Raw genomic sequence first — 19,226 nt, 5'->3', positions numbered from 1 at the left:
CTGACAGGTTCCTCACAATTGCCGGCGACGCTGGCCGGCATGGTGTTCTTCCTGCGAACGTTCGCCGGTCGTCGGTGGCGTCGGCCGCTGGCGTACGGCCTACCGGCCGCGGTCGTGGTGGCCGGGCTGGTGTTGACCGGAACCGTAGCCGGCTGGGGCTGGCCGGGCCGGGGCGCGACGGCCGAGGCGGACGCCGCGACGGCGGATCCGCTCTGGGTGGCGACCACCGAGGTCGTGCGAATGGACATCTCCGACGCCCGGGAGCTGGTCGGCACCCTCGGCTACGGTGCCGCCCGACCGGTGCGGGGCTCCGGCGACGGGGTGCTGACCTGGTTGCCGGAGCAGGGATCCGTCATCGAACGTGGCGAGCAACTGTACCGTGTGGATGATCAGCCGGTACTGCTGTTCTACGGCGGTACGCCGCTGTTCCGGACCCTCGACCGGCCGAACCTGGTCGGCCGCGACGTGCGGGTGGTCGCCGACAACCTGAAGGCGTTGGGCTACCGGATCGGTTGGCAGCCGCCGGTCGGCGCCGTCGTCGCGGTGCCGGCGGCGGCACCGCCGCCGGACCCCGACGAGGCGGCGGGGCCGACGGGGGAGAGCGACGCGGCGGAGTCGTCGGAGCGGGAGGTGGCACCGACACCGACCGGCGGTACGGTCATCGTCCGGTCCGGCGACGCCGTTCTCACCCCGGAGCTGATCTCGGCCATCGAACGCTGGCAGCGGGACCGCGACGCGCCGGCCACCGGGGTCGTCCGGGCCGGGGACGTCGCCGTACTGCGGGGCAAGGTCCGGGTCGGCTCGGTCGCCGCGCTGCCCGGCGACAGTGCCGCGACGGACATCATGTCGGTCACCCCCACCGACAAGGTCATCACGGTACGGGTGGAAGCCGGCGAGGCGACCGGGATGGCGCCCGACGTGTCGGTGACGATCACCCTGCCCGACGGCGCGACCGCCCCCGGCACGGTGACCGCGGTCGGCACCGTCGCCGAGGAGTCAGAAGGTCCGCCGGGGCAGGGTCCGACGGTGGACGTCACCGTCGTGCCCGACGACCCGGCGGTGCTCGGCGGGCTGGAGTCCGCGCCGGTCCGGGTGCAGTTCCGTACCGAGCTGCGGGAGCAGGTCCTCGCGGTGCCGGTCGGTGCGCTGCTCGCGCTCGCCGAGGGCGGGTACGCGGTGCAGCTGACCGACGGTGCTCTGGTCGCCGTCGAGATCGGGCTGTTCACCAGGGGCATGGTCGAGGTCACCGGGGCCGGTCTCGACGCGGGCATGACGGTGGTGACCACCTCGTGAGCGCGCCGGTGCTGTCGGTCGTGCGGGCCGGGATGCGCTACCCCGGCGGTGTCGCCGCGTTGACCGACGTCGACCTCGACATCCACGCCGGTGAGCTGGTCGCCATCGTCGGCCCGTCCGGCTCCGGCAAGTCGACCCTGCTCAACATCATGGGCACTTTGGACCGTCCGACCAGCGGTACGGTCCGGCTCGGCGGGCACGATGTGACCACCCTGTCCGACCGGCAGCTGTCGGCGCTGCGTGGGCGCTGGCTCGGCTTCGTGTTCCAGCAGTTCCACCTTACCGACGGGTTGACCGCGGCGGAGAACGTCGCCACCGGGCTGCTGTACGCGGGCGTACCGCGCCGTCGCCGCCGGCCGCTGGCCGCCGAGGCGCTGGCCCGGGTCGGTCTCGCGCACCGGGTCGGTCACCTGCCCCGGCAGCTGTCCGGCGGGGAACGCCAGCGGGTCGCGATCGCCCGTGCCTTGGTCAACGGGCCGGCGCTGGTGCTGGCCGACGAGCCGACCGGTGCGTTGGACACCGCCACCGGTCGTGCCGTGCTCGATTTGCTCACCACGCTCAACGCCGACGGCACCACCATCGCGGTGATCACCCATGACCGGGACGTCGCGGCGCGGCTGCCGCGCCGGGTGGAGATCCGCGACGGTCGGCTGGTCGGCGACGTCCGCCAGCAGCCGGTGGCCGTGCCGTGAGCCGGGTGGAATCTCCCCAACTGGTCGGAGCTGCCCCGGTGCAGCTGCCGCGCCCGGTGCGGCTGGCCCCGCTGGACCTGCTCCGAATCGGGCTGGTCGGGATCCGGACCCGCCGACTGCGGGCGGCGCTGTCGGCGCTGGGCATCTCGATCGGTATCGCCACGATGATCGTGGTCACCGGCATCCCGGCGGCCAGTGAACGGGCGTTGCTGGCCGAGTTGTCGGCCCTCGGGGTGAACCTGCTGCAGGCGACGGCCCAGCCTGACGAGGACGGCGTCACCCGGCTGCCCGTGGAGGCCCCGGCGATGGTGGCCCGGATCGGGCCGGTGACCGCGACCAGCGCGGTCGCCAACACCAACACGGTGATCCGCCGATCCGACTGGATCGACCCGCGCGACGGTTCCGGGTTGACCGTGCTGGCCAGCGAGCCGGCCCTGCCGGCGACGCTCGACGCGCGGCTGCGGACCGGCCGTTACCTCGACGCCGGCACCGAACGGTTGCCGACGGTGGTACTCGGCGCGGTCGCCGCGACCCGGCTGGGCGTCGTCGACCTGGGCCCGGTGGACTCGCCGACGCAGGTACTCGTCGGCGACGTCTGGTTCACCGTGATCGGCATCCTGGAGCCGCTGCCGTTGGCTCCGGAGATCGACCGGTCGGCCCTGGTGGGGTGGCCGGCGGCCGAGTCAGAGCTGGGCTTCGGTGGGCACCCGACGGTCATCTACCTGCGGGTACACGAGCCGTCGGTCGAGGCGGTGCGGGCGGTGCTGCCGGCGACGATCGACCCGCAGCGGCCCAGCAAGGTGCAGGTGACCCGGCCGTCGGACGCGCTGGCCGCCAAACGCGCCACCGAGAGCAGCTTCGCGTCGCTGTTCCTGGCCCTGGCCGGGGTGGCGCTGCTGGTCGGCGGGATCGGGGTGGCGAACACGATGGTGATCTCGGTGCTGGAACGTCGATCGGAGATTGGGCTGCGCCGGGCGCTCGGCGCGAGCCGGGGTCAGATCCGGGCGCAGTTCCTCACCGAGTCGGTGGCGTTGTCGCTGCTCGGCGGCCTCGCCGGTACGGCGCTCGGCCTGCTCGCCTCCGCTGGCTACGCGATCGTCAACGGCTGGCCGGTGGTGGTGCCGCCGGGCGCGACCCTCGCCGGCCTCGGCGCGGCGCTGCTGGTCGGTGTCGTCGCCGGCAGCTATCCGGCGTTGCAGGCCGCCGGGCTGCCGCCGACCCGGGCCCTGGCCGCCGCCTGACCGCCCGTTCCCGGTCCGGCACTGGTAGTTCTCCTCCGTGAGGTGTTCACCCTTCGAACACGGGTACGCGCTGCAGGTCCATCCGACCCGGATGGAGTCGAAGGGGGTGTCCGGATGCAGGCGCAACACACTACGGAGTCGTCGTCACCCGGCGGGGCCGGTCCGCACCAGTTGCGGGAACAGGCAGGTCAGGTGGGTCACGAAGCGGCGCAGGAGGGTAGCCAGCTGGCCAGCCAGGCGACCGAGCAGGGCAAGAAGGTGGTGACCGAGACAGGACGGCAGGCACGGAACCTCGTCGGCGAGGCCACCTCGCAGCTGCGGGAGCAGGCCAGCACCCAGCAGCATCGAGCCGCCGACGGGCTGCGGACGATCGGCAACGAACTGCAGGAGATGGCGAGCAAGAGCGAATCGGACGGCCTGGCGGGCGAGCTGGCACGCCGTGCCTCCGACGCCGCCCAGCAGGCGGCCGGCTGGCTGGAGAACCGGCAGCCGGGTGAGCTGGTCGACGAGGTCCGGCAGTACGCCCGACGGCACCCGGGGACCTTCCTCGCCGGGGCGGCCTTCGCCGGGCTGCTCGTTGGTCGGCTCACCCGCAGTCTCAGCGGCGGCCAGACCGGCTCGAGCCAGCAGGACTCGGGCGGCGACGGGCACCGGCCGGACCTCGGCGACAGGTTGGGCGCGCCGCCGCCGATCGCACCGATCGGCGGCGAGTACGGGCAACCGCTGACCGCGGAACGCTACCCGAACGTCGGGTACGGCGATGGCCGCTATCCCGACGGCGACGGCTATCCGGGCTCTCCCGGAGGTGGGGTGAACCGATGAAGTCGATGCAGCGGGATCAGGCTGTAGCCGGGGACGGACGCGCGCAGGCCTCCCTCGGTGAGCTGCTGGGCGAGGTTTCCAGCGACCTGTCCACCTTGTTGCGCCAGGAGGTCGAGCTGGCAAAGGCGGAGCTGCGGCAGGACGCGGGCAAGGTCGGCCAGGCCGGGGGGATGTTCGCCGGCGCGGCGATCGCCGGCCTGCTGACCCTGTTCTTCCTCTCGTACGCGCTCTGGTGGGGGCTGTCGAACGTGATGGACCAGAGCTGGGCCGCGCTGATCGTGGCGGCCGTGTGGGCGGTGATCTCGGTGATCCTGCTGACCATGGCGCGGGGCCGGGCCCGGGAGATCCGTGGAATGCCCCGCACCATGCAGACCGCCCGGGAGATACCCGACGCGGTCCGAGGCCACTAGGTCCGGGAACCACCAGCGGGACCGTCGAGCACAACAGGTGAATGGAGTCTGACATGTACGACGAACCAGAGCGGATCCGCCAGCGGATCGAGGCGACCCGTGGCGAACTGAGCGAGGATGTCGACGCGTTGGCGTACCGGGCCCGGCCCGGGCAGATCGCCAGCGACCAGATGGACCGGGTCCGCGGCCGGGTCCGGGGCCGGATCGCCCAGCTGCGGGACCGGGTGATGGGCACTGCGGTCGACGTCCGCGACACCACCACCCACCGGGCGTCCGACCTTGGCCATCAGGTCGCCGGGCAGGCGCAGCACGCCGGCTCGGCGACCAAGGGCATGGCGCAGCACGCCGGTTCGGAGACCAGGAACATGGCGCACCAGGCCGCGGAGGGCCTCTCGCACACCGCCGAGGCGGCGGCAGACCGGGTCCGGCATGTGCCGCAGATGACCCGGGAACGGACCGAAGGCAGTCCGTTGGCGGCCGGGCTGGTGGCGTTCGGGGTCGGGGCGCTAGCTGCCGCGTTGCTGCCCGCCAGCGGCAAGGAACGGCAGCTGGCCCAGCAGGCGAACCAGCAGGCGATGGAGCACTCCGGGCAGGTCAAGCAGAAGTTCGGCGAGATGGCGCATCAGATGGGGGACAATCTGCGGGAACCGGCCCAGCAGGCGGCCGAATCGGTCCGTTCAACGGCTACCCAGGGTGCGTCGTCGGTGCGGGACCAGGGCATGGCCGCCGCGCAGCACGTGCAGGGCCAGGTGCGCCACGGCGGCGACGGTCACCAGTGAGGGGTGGCTGCCGGCAGGTCGGCCAAGGGTGTTGCGCGGGAGGCCGGTGACCGTTGTCCGGTTCGGTAGGGTGCGGGGGGAGGTGCCCGATGGCCGAGCCGGCGAGCAACACCCAGCACCCAGCGGACGCAGCGGACCCGTCGGCGCATCCCGCCGACGGGCAGCCCCATCCCGACGAGACGCAGCCCGGCGGGCGGCGCCCTTGGTGGCGGTCCCGGCCGCGCTGGCAGCTGATCACCGCCGGGGTGCTGGCCGGGGTGGTCGTCCTCACCGCTGTGACGGTCGTCGCCTGGCGGGTGCTGGCCCCGGCCGAGGTGGTCACCCCGGCCGGCTACCAGCCGTCCCCGCCGACCGCCGAACCCGGCCCGGTGGCCGAGCTCCCCGCCGCGCCGCTGCTGGTCGACGGGCGGTTCCGGGTGTACGCCACCACCCGTCAGGTGCGCGCCGACGGCCCGATCGACATGCGTACCCAGGTCACCCCGGCCTGGTCGTTCCGGCGCTGGCCGGAGCAGCTGACCGGCGTCGTCGTCACCGGCACGACCGTGGTGAGCCGCTGGACGGACGGCGAACTCGTGGCGATCGACGCGGGCAGCGGCAAGGTGGCCTGGCGGTCCGCCGGCCCACAGCCGGCCGACCCCGGGTACGCCGGTCGGCGTACCGGGGCGCAGACCGTCTACGCGCCGTCCGGGCTGCACACCGCGGTCAGCGGCACCGACGGCCGGTCGGTGGTGGTGGCGCACGGTGAGTCTCAGCTGGCCGGGTTCGACACCGCGACCGGTCGGGAACTGTGGCGGACCATGCTGCCCGGCCAGGGCGACGCCTGCCGCGACGCCGGCTTCAGCACCACTGGCGGCCGGTTCGCCCTGGTCAACAGCTGCGCGGCCCCGCCGACGGTGGAGTTCTACGACGTCGCGACCGGGCAGCTGACGGCCACCTGGCAGCCGGAGGGCGCCGGCCCGGGACTGGCCGTGGAGCCGATCGGCTGCGCGGCCGCCCGATCGACCTGCGGTGCGCTGCGTACCACCGGGGCGGGACAGTCCCGGGGGTGGCTGGTCGACGGTCCGGAGCCGGTGCCGGCGCCGCCGCTCGACCCGGTCGACGCGATGCTGGTCGACGGGATGGCGATCCGGTTGGACACCACCGGGGACAATCCGGCGGTGGTGGCCGAGGCGGTACGGACCGGTGAGCAGGTGTGGCGGCGGCCGATTCCGTCGGCGGCGGCGCCCGGTCCGGGCGGCACCGGTGACCGGTTGCTCGCGGTGCAGCCGGGTCGGGCGCACCTGCTGACCGCCACCCGGGAGTTGATCACCCTTGACGCGGCGACCGGTGCCGAGTTGTCCAGCTTCGTTTTGATTCTGCTGGGCGAGTTGTCGACCGACTGGGCACCCGGCTACGTCTCCGCGCAGGACGGCTTCGTGGCGGTCGAGCGGCTGCGCCTACCGGTTGACCCGGACGCCGACGACGGCCGCTACTACCGGCTGCAGGAGGCGGTGATCGTCGCCCGTACCTGAGCCGCCGACACCCGCAACGTCAGAGCGCCGCCTCGGCGGCCGCCAGGAACGCGTCGTTCTCGGCCGGCGTACCGATGGTGACCCGGACCCCGTCGCCAGCGAACGGGCGCACGATCACTCCGCGTGACTCGCAGGCCGCGCCGAACGGCACCGCCCGCTCGGCCAACGGCAGCCAGACGAAGTTGGCCTGACTGTCCGGCACGTCCGGCACCAGCTTGCGCACCGCGTCGGTGACCCGGGTCCGCTCGGCGATCACCAGATCGCACCGGCGGCGTACCTCGTCGGCCTGGTCGAGCGCGGCCAGCGCCGCCGCCTGCGCCAGGGCGTTGGTGCCGAACGGGGTGGCCACCTTGCGTACCGCCGATGCCACCTCGGGATGCGCGACCAGGTAGCCGACCCGCAGCCCGGCCAGGCCCCACGCCTTGGACAACGTGCGCAGCACCACCACGTTCGGCCGGTCACCGTAGGCGGCCAGGCCGTCGGGCACCTCGGCGTCGGTGACGAACTCCTTGTACGCCTCGTCCAGCACCACCAGCACGTCGTCCGGCACCGCGTCGAGGAACCGGTCCAGCTCGGCCCGGCGCACGCTGGTGCCGGTCGGGTTGTTCGGGTTGCAGACCAGCACCAGCCGGGTCTGTCCGGTCACCGCCGCCGCCATCGCCGACAAATCGTGGGCGTGCGTCGGGGTGTTCGGCACCCGCCGGCTGCTCGCCGCCGTGGTCGCCGCGATGATCGGGTACGCCTCGAACGAACGCCACGAGTAGACGACCTCGTCACCAGGCAGGCAGGTGGCCCGGACCAGATGCTCGCAGAGCGCCACCGACCCGCAGCCGGTGACGATCCGGTCCGCCGCCACCCCGAGCCGTTCGGCGAGCGCGGCCCGCAGCGCCAGCACCCCCATGTCCGGGTAGCGGTGCGTCGACACCGCCGCCTGCGCCACCGCCTCGACGACGCCGGGCAGCGGCCCGTACGGCACCTCGTTGCTGGCCAGCTTGATCGCCTCCGGCAGGCCAAGCTCCCGGGCCAGGTCCACCGGGCTGCGCCCCGGCACGTAGCTGGGCAGCGCGTCGAGGTCGGCGCGGGTCAGACCGAGCGAGGGGGGCATCGGGGGGCCTCCTGTCATGCGGAGCTTCCGGGGGTGTCGCGGTCCGTGCCCGGACCGCCGGTCCGGCCACCTCCGGGGCCGGCGGTGGCCGCCGGTACGCCGGGCGGCAGCTGCACCACGACGGTCTGCGCCGACTTGTCGTGCAACGCCTGCCGCAGCGGGCGGTCGAACAGCAGGTAGACGCAGTCGATCAGCTGAAGGATGAAGCCGACGCAGCAGATCCACAACAGGGTGGGCAAACCGAGGGTGTTCCACCGGCGGAACGACCGGGCGAAACCGAGCTGCCCGCCCGGCTCGACCGGCACCACCTTGAGCCGGGCCAGCCGCTTGCCGAGAGTCTGGCCGGTGTTCGCGACCGCCGGAACCTCGTACGCCCACCAGATTGCCGCCGCCAGCAGGATGATCACCATCTGCAGTCCGGAGGCCCGCTCGGTGACCTGCGGCAGCCCTTCGGTGGACCGGTCACCGGCCAGCGACCGTCGCCAGATCTCGCTGAACGTCGGCCAGGTCTCCACCACGTACTGCCAGACGAACCAGCCGTTGATGAGGATGTTGAGCAACAGCACCGCGCCGATGTCGATCAGCCGGGCGGCCAGCCGGGCACCGAGCGGCGCCAACGCCATCCCCTGCGGCCGTGGCTCCGGCGGCGGCAGCTGGTAGCCCGCCCAACCGGGCGGCGGCGCTGCCGGGTAGCCGGGCGGCGGAGGTGGGTAGCTCTGCGCCGGGTGGCCCGGCGGTGGTGGATGGCCCGGCGGTTGCGCCTCCGGCTCGGCCGGTGCCGCCGACGACGTCGGTTCGCCAGCGGTGGGCGGTTGCCCGGCCGGCGGCGGCCCGTCCGGCGGGGTGGCGTCGGCCGGCAACGGCGCACCGATCCACCCGCCGCCGTCCCAGTAACGCTGGGTAGTCGGATCTGCGGGGTCCTTGTACCAGCCGGGCGAGATCGACGTCACCGGGCGGACCCCGCGGTGCGGCCGGCCGGCCGGGGCGGACTGTGCATGCTCACCCTGGCACCTTAACGACCGGCCCGGTCGGCACCGCAGCCTGTCGACCGTTCACCGGCCGCCCATCCGGGTTCCTGGGTCGCCGGCTCGGTTCAGAGGTTGCCCCGGCTCTCCTGCTCCCGTTCGATCGCCTCGAACAACGCCTTGAAGTTGCCCTTGCCGAAGCCGAGCGACCCGTGCCGTTCGATGAGTTCGAAGAAGACCGTCGGCCGGTCCTGCACCGGCTTGGTGAAGATCTGCAGCAGGTAGCCGTCCTCGTCCCGGTCGACCAGGATCCGACGGGCCTTCAGCTGCTCGATCGGGGCGCGAACCTCCCCGATGCGGGCCCGCAGCGCCGGGTCGTCGTAGTACGAGTCCGGGGTGTCCAGGAACTCCACCCCGGCGGCCCGCATCGCGTCCACCGACGCCAGGATGTCGTTGGTGGCCAGGGCGATGTGCTGCACCCCGGGCCCGCCGTAGAACTCCAGGTACTCGTCGATCTGCGAGCGACGACGGGCAACCGCCGGCTCGTTGAGCGGGAACTTCACCTTGCGGCTGCCGTTGGCGACGACCTTGCTCATCAACGCCGAGTAGTCGGTGGCGATGTCGTCGCCGATGAACTCGGCCATGTTGGTGAAGCCCATCACCCGGTGGTAGAATGCCACCCACTCGTCCATCCGGCCCAGCTCGACGTTGCCGACCACATGGTCGACCGCCTGGAAGAACCGCTTCGGCTGCAGGCCGGCGTCGACCAACGGGGTCCGGTCGACGATCGCCGGCCGGGCCACGAAGCCGGGCAGGAACGGGCCGTCGTACCCGGACCGGTCGACCAGGGTGTGCCGGGTGTCGCCGTACGCGGCGATGCTGGCCATCCGTACGGTGCCGGCGCCGTCGGTGAGGTCGGCCGGGGCGGCCAGCCCGGTCGCGCCCTGCGCCAGGGCGTGCGCGTACGCGGCGTCCACGTCCGGTACGGCGAGCGCGATGTCGGCCACCCCGTCGCTGTGTCGGGCGACGTGTGCGGCGGCTGACGCGTCGGCGTGCACCGCCCCGCGCAGCACGAACCGGGCGGCGCCGCTGGTCAGTACGTACTCGGCGTGGTCACGGAAACCCTGCTCCGGGCCCCGGTACGCGACGCAGGTCATGCCGAACGCGGTGGAGTAGAAGTGCGCCGCCTGCTTGGCGTTGCCGACCAGGAAGGTCAGGTGGTCGACGCCATGCACTGGAAACGGGTCGCGGCTCTCAGGGGCAACGGTGGCGGCGGTGTCACCGGTCGTGGCGGTGTCACCGGTCGCGGCGGAGGTGGCGTCGCGGGAACCGGTCAGGTAGGTCATGATCGTCCTCCCTTGGAGCCGGCCGATCGGGTCGCCACGGCCGGTAACGGCAGGATGGGCGATTCATCCCCACTGGGCAACCGCCTCGTCGACGGCTGGGCAGGCTGACCACTCGGTAGGGTCGATGCCCATGGACACTGAACAGAATGTCCAGCTCGATCAGTTGGACGCTGAGCTGATCGCCCTACTGACCACCGAGCCGCGGATCGGGGTGCTGGAATGCTCCCGGCGGCTGCGGGTGGCCCGCGGCACCGTGCAGGCCCGGCTCGACAAGCTGATCGACCGAGGGGTGATCAACGGCTTCGCCCCGCAGGTGTCACCGGCCGCGATCGGTTTCGTGGTGACGTCGTTCGTCACCCTGGAGATCGGCCAGCGGCACGGGCACGACCCGGTCGCCGAGCACCTGCGCGCCATCCCGGAGGTGCTGGAGGCGCACACCATCAGCGGCTCCGGTGATCTGATGTGCCGGATCGTGGCCAGGTCCAACGCCGACCTGCAGCGGGTGCTGGACCAGATCCTGGCGTACGACGGGATCCGCCGGGCGTCGACGATCATCGCCCTGGCCGAGCAGATCCCGTACCGCGTCCTGCCGTTGGTGCAGGCGGCGGCCGACGTCACGGCTCGGCGCTGAGCGCATCACCGAGCGTGTCGCTGAGCGCATCACCGAGCGCGGACCGCTCGTAGCGGACCTCGCGGCCGATGCGGGCCCGGTGGACCAGGCCGGCGTCGCGGAGCACCGCGAGCTGCCCGCCGACGGTGCCCACCGCCGCGTCGAGCTGCACGGCCAGCTGGCTGGTGGTGGCCGGCACGGCGAGCGCCCGCAGCACGGCGGCGCGGCCCGGCCCGATCAGCCGATCCAGCCCGTCGGCGGCCCGGTCGGCGTCCGGCGGGCCGAACAGGCCGGCGACGCCGCGTGCCCGGTAGCCGATCGCGTACGGCCACGGGGGATCGAGGTGCAGGCTCAGCGCACCGAAGACGGTCGGGACGAGCAGCAGGCCGCGCCCGCCGAGCCGGTGCCGCTGGGCGGCGAAGCCGGCGACGGTGATGGTGCCCGGTTCCGGATCCCAGCGCAGCCGGGCGTCCAGGTCGGCCAGGGCCGAGGACCAGCCGTACGTGGTCAGCCGGCCGGCCCGGTAGACCACGTCGCGTTCCAGGATGGCCCGCAGCCGGGGCCAGTCCGGGGCGATCAGCGCCCGCCAGGCGGCGTCGATCGCCTCGGCCAGCCGGTCCACCACGTCGTCAGCGGCCAGCAGCCGACCGGCCGGCCCGGTCGGCGGTGGCCGGCCGACCAGGCTGCGGGCGATCTCGTCGCGGGCCCGGTCGAGCGGGGTACGCCGGACCACGGCGAGCTGGTCGGCGAAGGTCAGCCCGACCCCGTCCGGCGGTGGCTGGACGAAATCCGCGCTGTACCCGCGCGGCCGGTACAGCGCCCGGATCGCCGTGATGCCCGGTTGGGCGCGGCGCAGCGCCGCGTACCGCTCGCGGTTGCGGTGCACCCAGGGCAGTAGCGGCCCGGCCGGATGGGCACCGGCGAACAGCCGCAGCGCGGCCATCGTCTCGCCCAGCGGGGAGATCGCGAACCGGCTGGCCGCGACGTCGCCCGGGCTCACCTCGATCCGCATCCGGCCCCTGTCCAGCTCCCACGACTTTTCGCCCTGTGCCGAAAGGTTACCGCCGCTCGGCGTACCGGCGGCATGCTTCGCCGGTGACCACCACCAGCAGCGCGCCGCCGGCCGACCGGGCCACCTTCCGGGACCTGTTCGCGGTCGGTGAGTTCCGGGCACTCTTCGCCAGCTACGGCATCTTCATGATCGGCGAGACGGTGAAGATGCTCGCCCTGTCCGTGCTGGTCTACCAGCGGACGAACTCGCCGCTGCTGGCCGCGTTGGCCTACGTCGCCGGCTTCCTGCCCAGCGTGGTCGGCGGGATGTTCCTGCTGGCGTACGCCGACCGCTGGCGGCCCCGGGCGGTGATGGTCGGCTACGACCTGATCCGGGTGGTCACGGTGGTGGTGCTGGCGATCGGGGTGCTGCCGCCGGTGGGCGCGTTGGCGCTGGTGTTCACCGTCGGGCTGGTGTCGCCGGTGGCGGCGGCGGCCCGTACCGCGCTGCTGCCGGATCTGCTGGCCGGCGACCGGTACGTGCTGGGTCGGGCGTTGTTCACCATCACCGCCGGGGCCACCCAGGTCCTCGGGTTCGCCGTCGGTGGCGCGCTGATCGGCCTGCTCGGGCCGTACGGTGCGTTGTGGATCACCGCGGTGACCTGCCTGACCTCGGCGGCGCTGATCCGGTTCGGGTTGTCCGACCGGCCAGCCCGGGTGGTCGGGGCCGCCGCGACCGGTGGCGCGGTTCGCGAGACCTGGCGGGTGAACCGGCGGCTGCTCGCCGACCCGCCGGTACGCGGTCTGCTGCTGGCCACCTGGCTGCCCGGGGCGCTGCTGGTCGGCGCGGAGGGGGTGGTGGTGCCGTACGCCGGTGGCGAGGCTGCCGCCGGGGTGCTGTTCATGGCCGGGGCCGGTGGGATGCTGCTCGGGGACCTGGTGGTCGGTCGCTGGGTGGCACCGGCCCGGCGGGAGGCGTTGACGCCCTGGCTGGCGCTGCTGCTCGGGGTGCCGATGCTGGCCTTCGTGGCCGATCTCGGGCTGCTGGTGGCGGCGGTGCTGTTCGGGGCGGCGACGTTCGGGTTCTCGTACCATCTGGGGTTGGCCCGGCGGTTCCTGGACGCGGTGCCGGCGGACCGGCGCGGCCAGGCGTTCGGGTTGTCCCACATGGGGATGATGACCGGGCAGGGGCTGGCCGCCGGGGCGGCCGGGCTGGTCGCCGAGTGGGTCACGCCGGGGCTGGTGATGGCCGGTTTCGGGGCGCTGTCGCTGGTCGCCACGCTGCTGCTGTGGCGACAACTCCGGGTACCACGCATGAATGTCCCCCGACACGCCTAAAAGCCGCATTTCGGTCGGTCGGCTGTTCTGTTGGTCAGGCCCGGCTACGGTGGCCCGATGGCGAAGGGGAGCGCGCCGTGCGTGAAGTGCTACCTGGCCTTCGCGCTCGTCGTGGTCATCGTGCTCGCCGCCACCGGCGTCTGGAACCCGTTCCCCGGCCTGTGGGACTGGGTCAACCGCAGCCAGCCCCTGGCCGACCCGGACGTCACCTGGCAACAGCGGGTCGGCGGAACGCCGCGCGGCGTCACCATCACCGAACGCGCCGTCATCGTCGAGCACCGGCTCAAGGTCGAAGGACGCAGCATCACCTCAGGCAACCAGGTCTGGGAGCACAAGGCCGACTGGGCGGCGGTCGCCGGTGACGGCTCCGACCAGGTGGTAGCCACCGGTGAACTGCTCACCGACGGATACCAGGTGCTCAACCCGGCGACCGGCGCCGTGCTGCGCGCCGACGACGCCGCCATCGCCGTCTGGACCTACCGCGATGCGCTGCTCGACGTCCGCTGCGCCGGCCCACGCGACTGCACGCTGACCGCCTGGGACCCGCGCGGCAAGACTCCACGGTGGAGCGCCCAGCTGCCCGGGATGGGCTTCGTGCTGTTCGCCGACAACCCGAAACTGGTCACCAGCCGGCCGTTGACCGCCGACGACGTCGCCGACGACGCCGGCGGGCCGCAGACCATGCCGACCGTGCTCGGCTTTCCGATCGACGGCAGGATCCACGTCGTCGAGACCCGCACCGGGCAGGTCCTGCAGGAGCTGGAAGAGGACCGGCACGAACGGATCGTGGTCTTCGCCGGCCGGGTGTTCAGCCTGGTCGCCACCCCCCGCGATGGTGCCTGCTACTACACGGCGAAGGGCGTCGACCCGGTGACCGACCTGCCCGTGTGGCAGCGGACCGGGATCAACCTGCGCACCGCCGACCGGATCGGCTGCGCCCAGCGGGACAACCCGACCGGCGGCGCCAACGTCCTCGCCGGCATCGCCCCCGACATGCGGGAAACCGTGATCGACGCCTACGACGGGCGGGTGCTGTGGACCGGCGCCGCCGGGCAGGAGCTGCGCGCCGTCGACGACCGGTACGCCCTGACCCGCTCTGCCGACGGCGAGACCCTCCAGGCGTACGTGCTGCCCACCCCGACCCCCCGGTGGACCCGCCCGATGCACCCGGACGCCCAGCTGGCCCTCACCCGGCACGCGGCCCTGGTCGTCGACCGCAAGCCGGACCGGGTCGTCGCCCTCGACCCGGCCACCGGCACCGAGCTGGTCAACCTGCGTACCTCGGCGGAGGTGCTGGCCGTCGGACCCCGCGGCATGGTCATCGGCGACGGCCGGGAGATCGGCTACGTCTGGTTCGTCGGCGCCGCCGCGACCCCACCGGCCGGCGGCCCGGACGACCCCGCCGATCCCGGCGGACCCGACCCCGGCCCCACCTGTGGCGGCGCCAAGCAGGAGCAGTGCCCGGCGAAGGGCTGACCCACCCGGGGGTTGGGAGCTCGGGCCACCTCTGGCCTAGGCTTGCCGGTCATGAGCAGTGCCGCCCCGTTCTCCCACACCCCGCTGCTACCGACCGGCGACGACCTGACGGAATACCGCCTGATCAGCGACGAAGGCGTCGACGTCGTGCACGGGCCGGGCGGGCGACGGTTCCTCACCATCGAGCCGGCGGTGCTGACCGCGCTGACCGCCGAGGCGATGCATGACATTGCTCACTACCTGCGCCCGGCGCACCTGGCCCAGCTGCGGGCGATCCTCGACGACCCGGCCGCGTCACCCAACGACCGGTTCGTCGCCCTCGACCTGCTGCGCAACGCCAACATCGCGGCCGGCGGGGTGCTGCCGATGTGCCAGGACACCGGCACCGCGATCGTGATGGGCAAACGCGGCCGGCACGTGCTCACCGACGGCACCGACGAGCAGGCCATCGCCCAGGGTGTGTACGAGGCGTACACCAAACTGAACCTGCGGTACTCGCAGCTCGCGCCGATCACCATGTGGGAGGAACGCAACACCGGGACCAACCTGCCGGCCCAGACCGAGCTGTACGCCGAGGACCCCGGCGGACAGCCCGACGCGTACAAGTTCCTGTTCATGGCCAAGGGCGGCGGCTCGGCCAACAAGTCGTACCTCTACCAGGAGACCAAGGCGCTGCTGAACCCGACCCGGATGATGCAGTTCCTGGAGGAGAAGCTGCGGCTGATCGGCACGTCCGCCTGCCCGCCGTACCACCTGGCGATCGTCGTCGGCGGCACGTCGGCTGAGTTCGCGCTCAAGACCGCCAAGTACGCCAGCGCCAAGTACCTGGACAACCTGCCGACCAGTGGCAGCATCGCCGCCCACGGCTTCCGCGACGTCGAGCTGGAGGCACAGGTGCTCGAACTGACCCGCCAGTTCGGCATCGGGGCGCAGTTCGGCGGGCGCTACTTCTGCCACGACGTACGGGTGGTCCGGCTGCCCCGGCACGGCGCCTCCTGCCCGGTGGCGATCGCCGTCTCCTGCTCCGCCGACCGGCAGGCGGTCGCCAAGATCACCCCGTCCGGGGTCTGGCTGGAGAAGCTGGAGACCGACCCGGCCCGCTTCCTGCCCGACGTCACCGACGAGACCCTCGCCGCCGATCAGTCCGTCGACGCCGACGTGGTCCGCGTCGACCTGAACCGGCCGATGGCCGAGATCCGCGCCGAGCTGTCGAAGTACCCGGTGAAGACCCGGCTGTCGCTGACCGGCCCGCTGGTCGTCGCCCGCGACATCGCGCACGCCAAGATTGCCGAGCGGTTGGACGCCGGTGAGCCGATGCCGCAGTACCTGCGCGACCACGCCGTCTACTACGCCGGCCCGGCGAAGACCCCCGAGGGGTACGCGTCCGGCTCGTTCGGCCCGACGACTGCGGGGCGGATGGACGCGTACGTCGAGAAGTTCCAGGCCGCCGGTGGCTCGCACGTCATGCTGGCCAAGGGCAACCGGTCCGCGCAGGTCACCCGCTCCTGCGGTACGCACGGCGGCTTCTACCTCGGCTCGATCGGCGGTCCGGCGGCCCGGCTGGCGCAGGACTGCATTCGGCACGTGGAGGTCCTCGAATACCCGGAGCTGGGTATGGAGGCCATCTGGAAGATCGAGGTGGAGGACTTCCCGGCGTTCATCGTCGTCGACGACAAGGGCAACGATTTCTACGCCGAGGTCACCAAGCCGGTCCTCACCGTCGGCCGCCGCCCCTGACAATCCAGTTCGCCACGTAGACGTCTTGACATCGCTGGATGTTTCGACCGACGTACCCGATCCGTACCCCGCGGCTCAGCTTGCGCCCGGTCACTCTGGATGATCTCGACGACGTGTACTCATGGCAACGTCGACCGGACGTCTTCCGCTGGATGCTCGGCGAGCCGCGTGTCGCGAGGAGTCGCGGTCGTCGGTGACCGCCATGGCGGGTGAGTACGCCTCGTCATATACATGAGTCGGCCTAGCGTCCGACCTGCTGAAATGGCCAAGTGGCGGACCTGGAGGCGGCAGTACGAAAGTTGCGCACGGCGCAAGCTGCGGTGCCTCGTGCCGAAGAACGGGCCGCCCGCCTCGTGGCCGAGGCCCGGGAGAAGGTGGACCGAGCACGTGCCGACCTGGCCGAAGCGATCAGGGCCGCCGATCGGGACGGCGTGCGCCAGGTGGACATCGTGGCGGCCACCGGCTACAGCCGGGAGCGGGTCCGGCAAATCATCCGCGACGGCGAAACCTGACGTCTCGACGCAAGACGTCAGCTCCGCCGGGCGTCGAGCCGAGCGGAGCTGACATCAGACGTCGGTGGCCGAATGTTGGACAGCGGTCGTGTGCGGGTGGGACCGGCCGATCCGGTCCACCCGTACGGTCGACCGCGGTCAGCCCAGGTACTTCTCCCAGGGGCCGGTGATGGCCAGGGTGAGGCCGGGGTCCTGCATGTTGACGAAGAGCACCTTGCCGTCGTCGGTGAAGGTCGGCCCGCAGAACTCCGAGTCGTTGAGCTGGTTGCGGGCGATCGCGTAGGTCGGGCCGCCCGGGACCGAGCTGAGCACGTGGGACGCGCCTGAGCCGTCCTCAGCCAGCACCAGGCTGCCCCACGGGGTGACGGTCACGTTGTCCGGCCCGTCGAAGGTCAGATCGCTGTACTTCGCTGGCGTACCCTCCTCCGACGAGGTCTGGTGCGGGAAGTACGTGACGAGCTGGATGGTCTCGGCACGGTAGTCGTAGAACCAGACCATGCCGTCGTGCGGGGCGGCGTCCGCCGGCAGGTCACCGTCCTCCCAGGCGTACGAGTTGACCACGTACACGCCCTGGTCGGTGCCCCACACGCCCTCGAACTTGCGGCCTCGGGTGACCTGGTCGTCGGCGAACTGCTCACGCAGGGGCATGGCACGTGCGTCGCGTTCCGGCACCTCGATCCACCGTACGGGGAACGGCCGGCCCAGCTGGGCGGAGGTCAGGTAGGCGACGTCCGGCAGCACCGAGCCGTCGTCCATGATGATCTGCATCGCGGCGAGCACACCGGCGTCCGGGGCGAGCCGGGTCAGCACGCCGGGGCCGAGCTTGACGCGGCGCGGCGCCGTCCATCGGTAGAACAGGCCGTTCGGCTCGTCGGCGTCCTCGGACAGGTAGATCTTCGTACGGTCCTTGTCGACCGCCAGCGCCTCGTGCGCGTACCGGCCCAGGCATTTGATCGGCGTCGGGTCGGCGCGTCCGTCGGCCCGGACCTCGAAGACGTAGCCGTGGTCCTTCTGGTACGTGCCGGTGCGGCCGTCCTCGTCCCACTCGTCGCCGGCCCGGTCATCGGTCTCCTCGCAGGTCAGCCAGGTCCCCCACGGGGTCGGCCCGCCCGCGCAGTTGTCGACGGTGCCGGAGATGGCGACGAACTCGCCGAGGTTGCGCCCCGCCCGGTCGGTCCTGATCACCGTGCAGCCGCCGGCGTCGACCGCGCCCGGGTCGTAGACGGTGCCCGCGACGTGCGGTACGCCGAACTCGGCCCCTGGGCCGAGCTCGTGGTTCTGGATCAAGGTGTACCGACCGCGTCCGGCGTCGAAGACGGCCATCCCGTCGTGCTCGGCCGGGGTCAGGCCCTGGCCCCGGTCGAGCCGGGTGACGCCGGTCCGGGTCACCACGGTGTAGCGGAAACCCTCGGGCAGGGCGAGGATGCCGGCGGGGTCGTCCACCAGCGGCGGGAACGGAACACGGCCGCCGCCCCTCGGCGGGTGGCTCCGGCCGGGGTGGGCCTGGGCCAGCGACGGAAGGCCACCGGCGACGGCGAGGCCGACGCCGGCCGCGCCGGCGGCGCCACCGGCGAGGAAGGTACGACGGGAGGAAGGCACGTCGATCGGGCTCCTGTTCAGCTCGAAGGTGTTGACGTGACGCAACTCCTGCGGACCGACGGCCACCCGTCCGTACGGTGATGATTCGGCGACATCGATGTTAAGAATCGAGGTCGCCGCTGTCGGTGAACTCGGTGCAGGGCTCGGCCAGGGTCGGTACCGACGGCGGACTTCGTACATGTCACTGTGCAGCGGTCGGCCCGGCGGATCCTGGGGTCGGGCATTGGGTGGCGGTACCGGCCGGGTGCCCACGGGCTGCGCGCCTGCCCGTGTCCGGCCTGCCGGGAGTACGGCGGGTACAGGGCGACCAAGCTGCGCCGTCGCTGGCGGGACTTGCTTCAAAGTCTTCGAAGACTCTGGAATCTTCGAAGGGCCGTGCCGTGCTCTTGGTTGATTGAGTGAGGCCGGAATACCCGCACTTCGGTACATAGCTGTGCCCCGGGCCGCATGCAGAGCAGAGGCGGACACCGAGGCTTACGTCGTCCAGTGTAGCGCTGCCGGGCGTAAAGGAGTAGTCGTGTCGGAGTCCTGGCAAGATGAGGTGCTCTGGCGATGTCTGTCGAAGGCTCGGTCGGCGCCGTATCTAGCTGCGGCTAGTGGCGACAGTGCCCGCGCTCTTCGTCTCTACGCGTGGAACATGGAGGTCTCAAGCGCATTCCTTGGGCCACTCCACGTGCTGGAGGTGTGTCTACGCAACGGCGTCGATGACCGTCTGACCGTACTGGCTGGTCGGCCTGACTGGGGTTGACCCGGTTTGACGGACAGGGTCGGTAAGTTGATCTCACGCTACCTTGCTGGCT

The 19,226-nt window shown here is 72.2% G+C and carries 17 protein-coding genes; 12 read left to right on the top strand and 5 right to left on the bottom strand.

The annotated features are described in order from the left end of the window. The first annotated feature begins 18 nt into the window (after positions 1–18). The 7 genes from ACFHWT_RS24565 (at position 19) to ACFHWT_RS24535 (ending at position 6,748) form a co-directional block, all read left to right on the top strand. Positions 19–1,293, top strand: coding sequence for a hypothetical protein (locus tag ACFHWT_RS24565; RefSeq protein ID WP_416597052.1), 1,275 nt, complete (start codon positions 19–21; stop codon positions 1,291–1,293). Between the two features lie 32 nt (positions 1,294–1,325). Then, positions 1,326–1,985 (top strand): ABC transporter ATP-binding protein, encoded by a 660-nt coding sequence (locus tag ACFHWT_RS24560; protein ID WP_281555812.1) that lies wholly within the window; start codon positions 1,326–1,328, stop codon positions 1,983–1,985. 5 nt (positions 1,986–1,990) lie between these two features. Next, positions 1,991–3,226, top strand: a complete 1,236-nt coding sequence (locus ACFHWT_RS24555; RefSeq protein ID WP_416597051.1) for an ABC transporter permease — start codon at positions 1,991–1,993, stop codon at positions 3,224–3,226. A 114-nt stretch (positions 3,227–3,340) separates the two neighbouring features. Then, positions 3,341–4,048 carry a hypothetical protein gene (locus ACFHWT_RS24550; RefSeq protein ID WP_416597050.1) on the top strand — a complete coding sequence of 236 codons (708 nt, stop codon included), beginning with the start codon at positions 3,341–3,343 and terminating at the stop codon, positions 4,046–4,048. After that, complete coding sequence (locus tag ACFHWT_RS24545; protein WP_416597049.1) at positions 4,045–4,458, top strand: phage holin family protein; 414 nt, start codon at positions 4,045–4,047, stop codon at positions 4,456–4,458. The genes ACFHWT_RS24550 and ACFHWT_RS24545 overlap by 4 nt, the downstream gene beginning before the upstream one ends. A gap of 53 nt (positions 4,459–4,511) precedes the next feature. Further along, complete coding sequence (locus tag ACFHWT_RS24540) at positions 4,512–5,237, top strand: DUF3618 domain-containing protein (protein WP_416597048.1); 726 nt, start codon at positions 4,512–4,514, stop codon at positions 5,235–5,237. An 89-nt stretch (positions 5,238–5,326) separates the two neighbouring features. After that, entirely contained in the window at positions 5,327–6,748 is a 1,422-nt protein-coding gene (locus tag ACFHWT_RS24535; protein WP_416597047.1) for a PQQ-binding-like beta-propeller repeat protein, read from the top strand. A gap of 19 nt (positions 6,749–6,767) precedes the next feature. Here the strand turns inward: ACFHWT_RS24535 and hisC are convergent, their stop codons facing one another. The 3 genes from hisC to hppD all read right to left on the bottom strand — a co-directional run bounded on the left by hisC (position 6,768) and on the right by hppD (position 10,164). Beyond that, the gene (gene hisC, locus ACFHWT_RS24530) at positions 6,768–7,853 is read right to left on the bottom strand and encodes a histidinol-phosphate transaminase (RefSeq protein ID WP_416597046.1); all 1,086 of its coding nucleotides are present in this window, start codon (positions 7,851–7,853) and stop codon (positions 6,768–6,770) included. A 14-nt stretch (positions 7,854–7,867) separates the two neighbouring features. After that, entirely contained in the window at positions 7,868–8,803 is a 936-nt protein-coding gene (locus ACFHWT_RS24525) for an RDD family protein (RefSeq protein WP_416597045.1), read from the bottom strand. A 143-nt stretch (positions 8,804–8,946) separates the two neighbouring features. Next, positions 8,947–10,164 (bottom strand): 4-hydroxyphenylpyruvate dioxygenase, encoded by a 1,218-nt coding sequence (gene hppD / locus ACFHWT_RS24520; RefSeq protein ID WP_416597044.1) that lies wholly within the window; start codon positions 10,162–10,164, stop codon positions 8,947–8,949. A gap of 130 nt (positions 10,165–10,294) precedes the next feature. Here hppD and ACFHWT_RS24515 point away from each other — a divergent pair, with 130 nt between their 5' ends. Further along, entirely contained in the window at positions 10,295–10,795 is a 501-nt protein-coding gene (locus tag ACFHWT_RS24515) for an Lrp/AsnC family transcriptional regulator (protein WP_416597043.1), read from the top strand. Here ACFHWT_RS24515 and ACFHWT_RS24510 read toward each other — a convergent pair. After that, positions 10,779–11,786: a DUF5937 family protein gene (locus tag ACFHWT_RS24510; RefSeq protein ID WP_416597042.1), complete on the bottom strand. Its 1,008-nt coding sequence runs from the start codon at positions 11,784–11,786 to the stop codon at positions 10,779–10,781. The two genes, ACFHWT_RS24515 and ACFHWT_RS24510, sit on opposite strands and share 17 nt — an antisense overlap. An 83-nt stretch (positions 11,787–11,869) precedes the next feature. On the opposite strand from ACFHWT_RS24510, the gene ACFHWT_RS24505 reads away from it, so the two are divergent. The 4 genes from ACFHWT_RS24505 to ACFHWT_RS24490 all read left to right on the top strand — a co-directional run bounded on the left by ACFHWT_RS24505 (position 11,870) and on the right by ACFHWT_RS24490 (position 16,827). After that, positions 11,870–13,102: an MFS transporter gene (locus ACFHWT_RS24505; protein ID WP_416597041.1), complete on the top strand. Its 1,233-nt coding sequence runs from the start codon at positions 11,870–11,872 to the stop codon at positions 13,100–13,102. 57 nt (positions 13,103–13,159) lie between these two features. Continuing rightward, positions 13,160–14,578, top strand: a complete 1,419-nt coding sequence (locus ACFHWT_RS24500) for a hypothetical protein (protein ID WP_416597040.1) — start codon at positions 13,160–13,162, stop codon at positions 14,576–14,578. Positions 14,579–14,629: 51 nt separating this feature from the next. Next, the gene (locus ACFHWT_RS24495; protein ID WP_416597039.1) at positions 14,630–16,315 is read left to right on the top strand and encodes a fumarate hydratase; all 1,686 of its coding nucleotides are present in this window, start codon (positions 14,630–14,632) and stop codon (positions 16,313–16,315) included. A gap of 269 nt (positions 16,316–16,584) precedes the next feature. After that, entirely contained in the window at positions 16,585–16,827 is a 243-nt protein-coding gene (locus tag ACFHWT_RS24490) for a hypothetical protein (RefSeq protein ID WP_416597038.1), read from the top strand. Positions 16,828–16,965: 138 nt separating this feature from the next. Here the strand turns inward: ACFHWT_RS24490 and ACFHWT_RS24485 are convergent, their stop codons facing one another. Next, a complete protein-coding gene (locus ACFHWT_RS24485; RefSeq protein ID WP_416597037.1) occupies positions 16,966–18,492 on the bottom strand; it encodes an alkaline phosphatase PhoX in 1,527 nt (508 codons plus the stop codon). Positions 18,493–19,226 lie beyond the last annotated feature (734 nt).

This window comes from Micromonospora sp. LOL_021, assembly GCF_048060215.1.
Lineage (GTDB): Bacteria > Actinomycetota > Actinomycetes > Mycobacteriales > Micromonosporaceae > Micromonospora_E.
The sequence above is the reverse complement of the archived record's forward strand: the minus strand, read 5'-3'. Positions and strand labels throughout refer to the sequence as shown.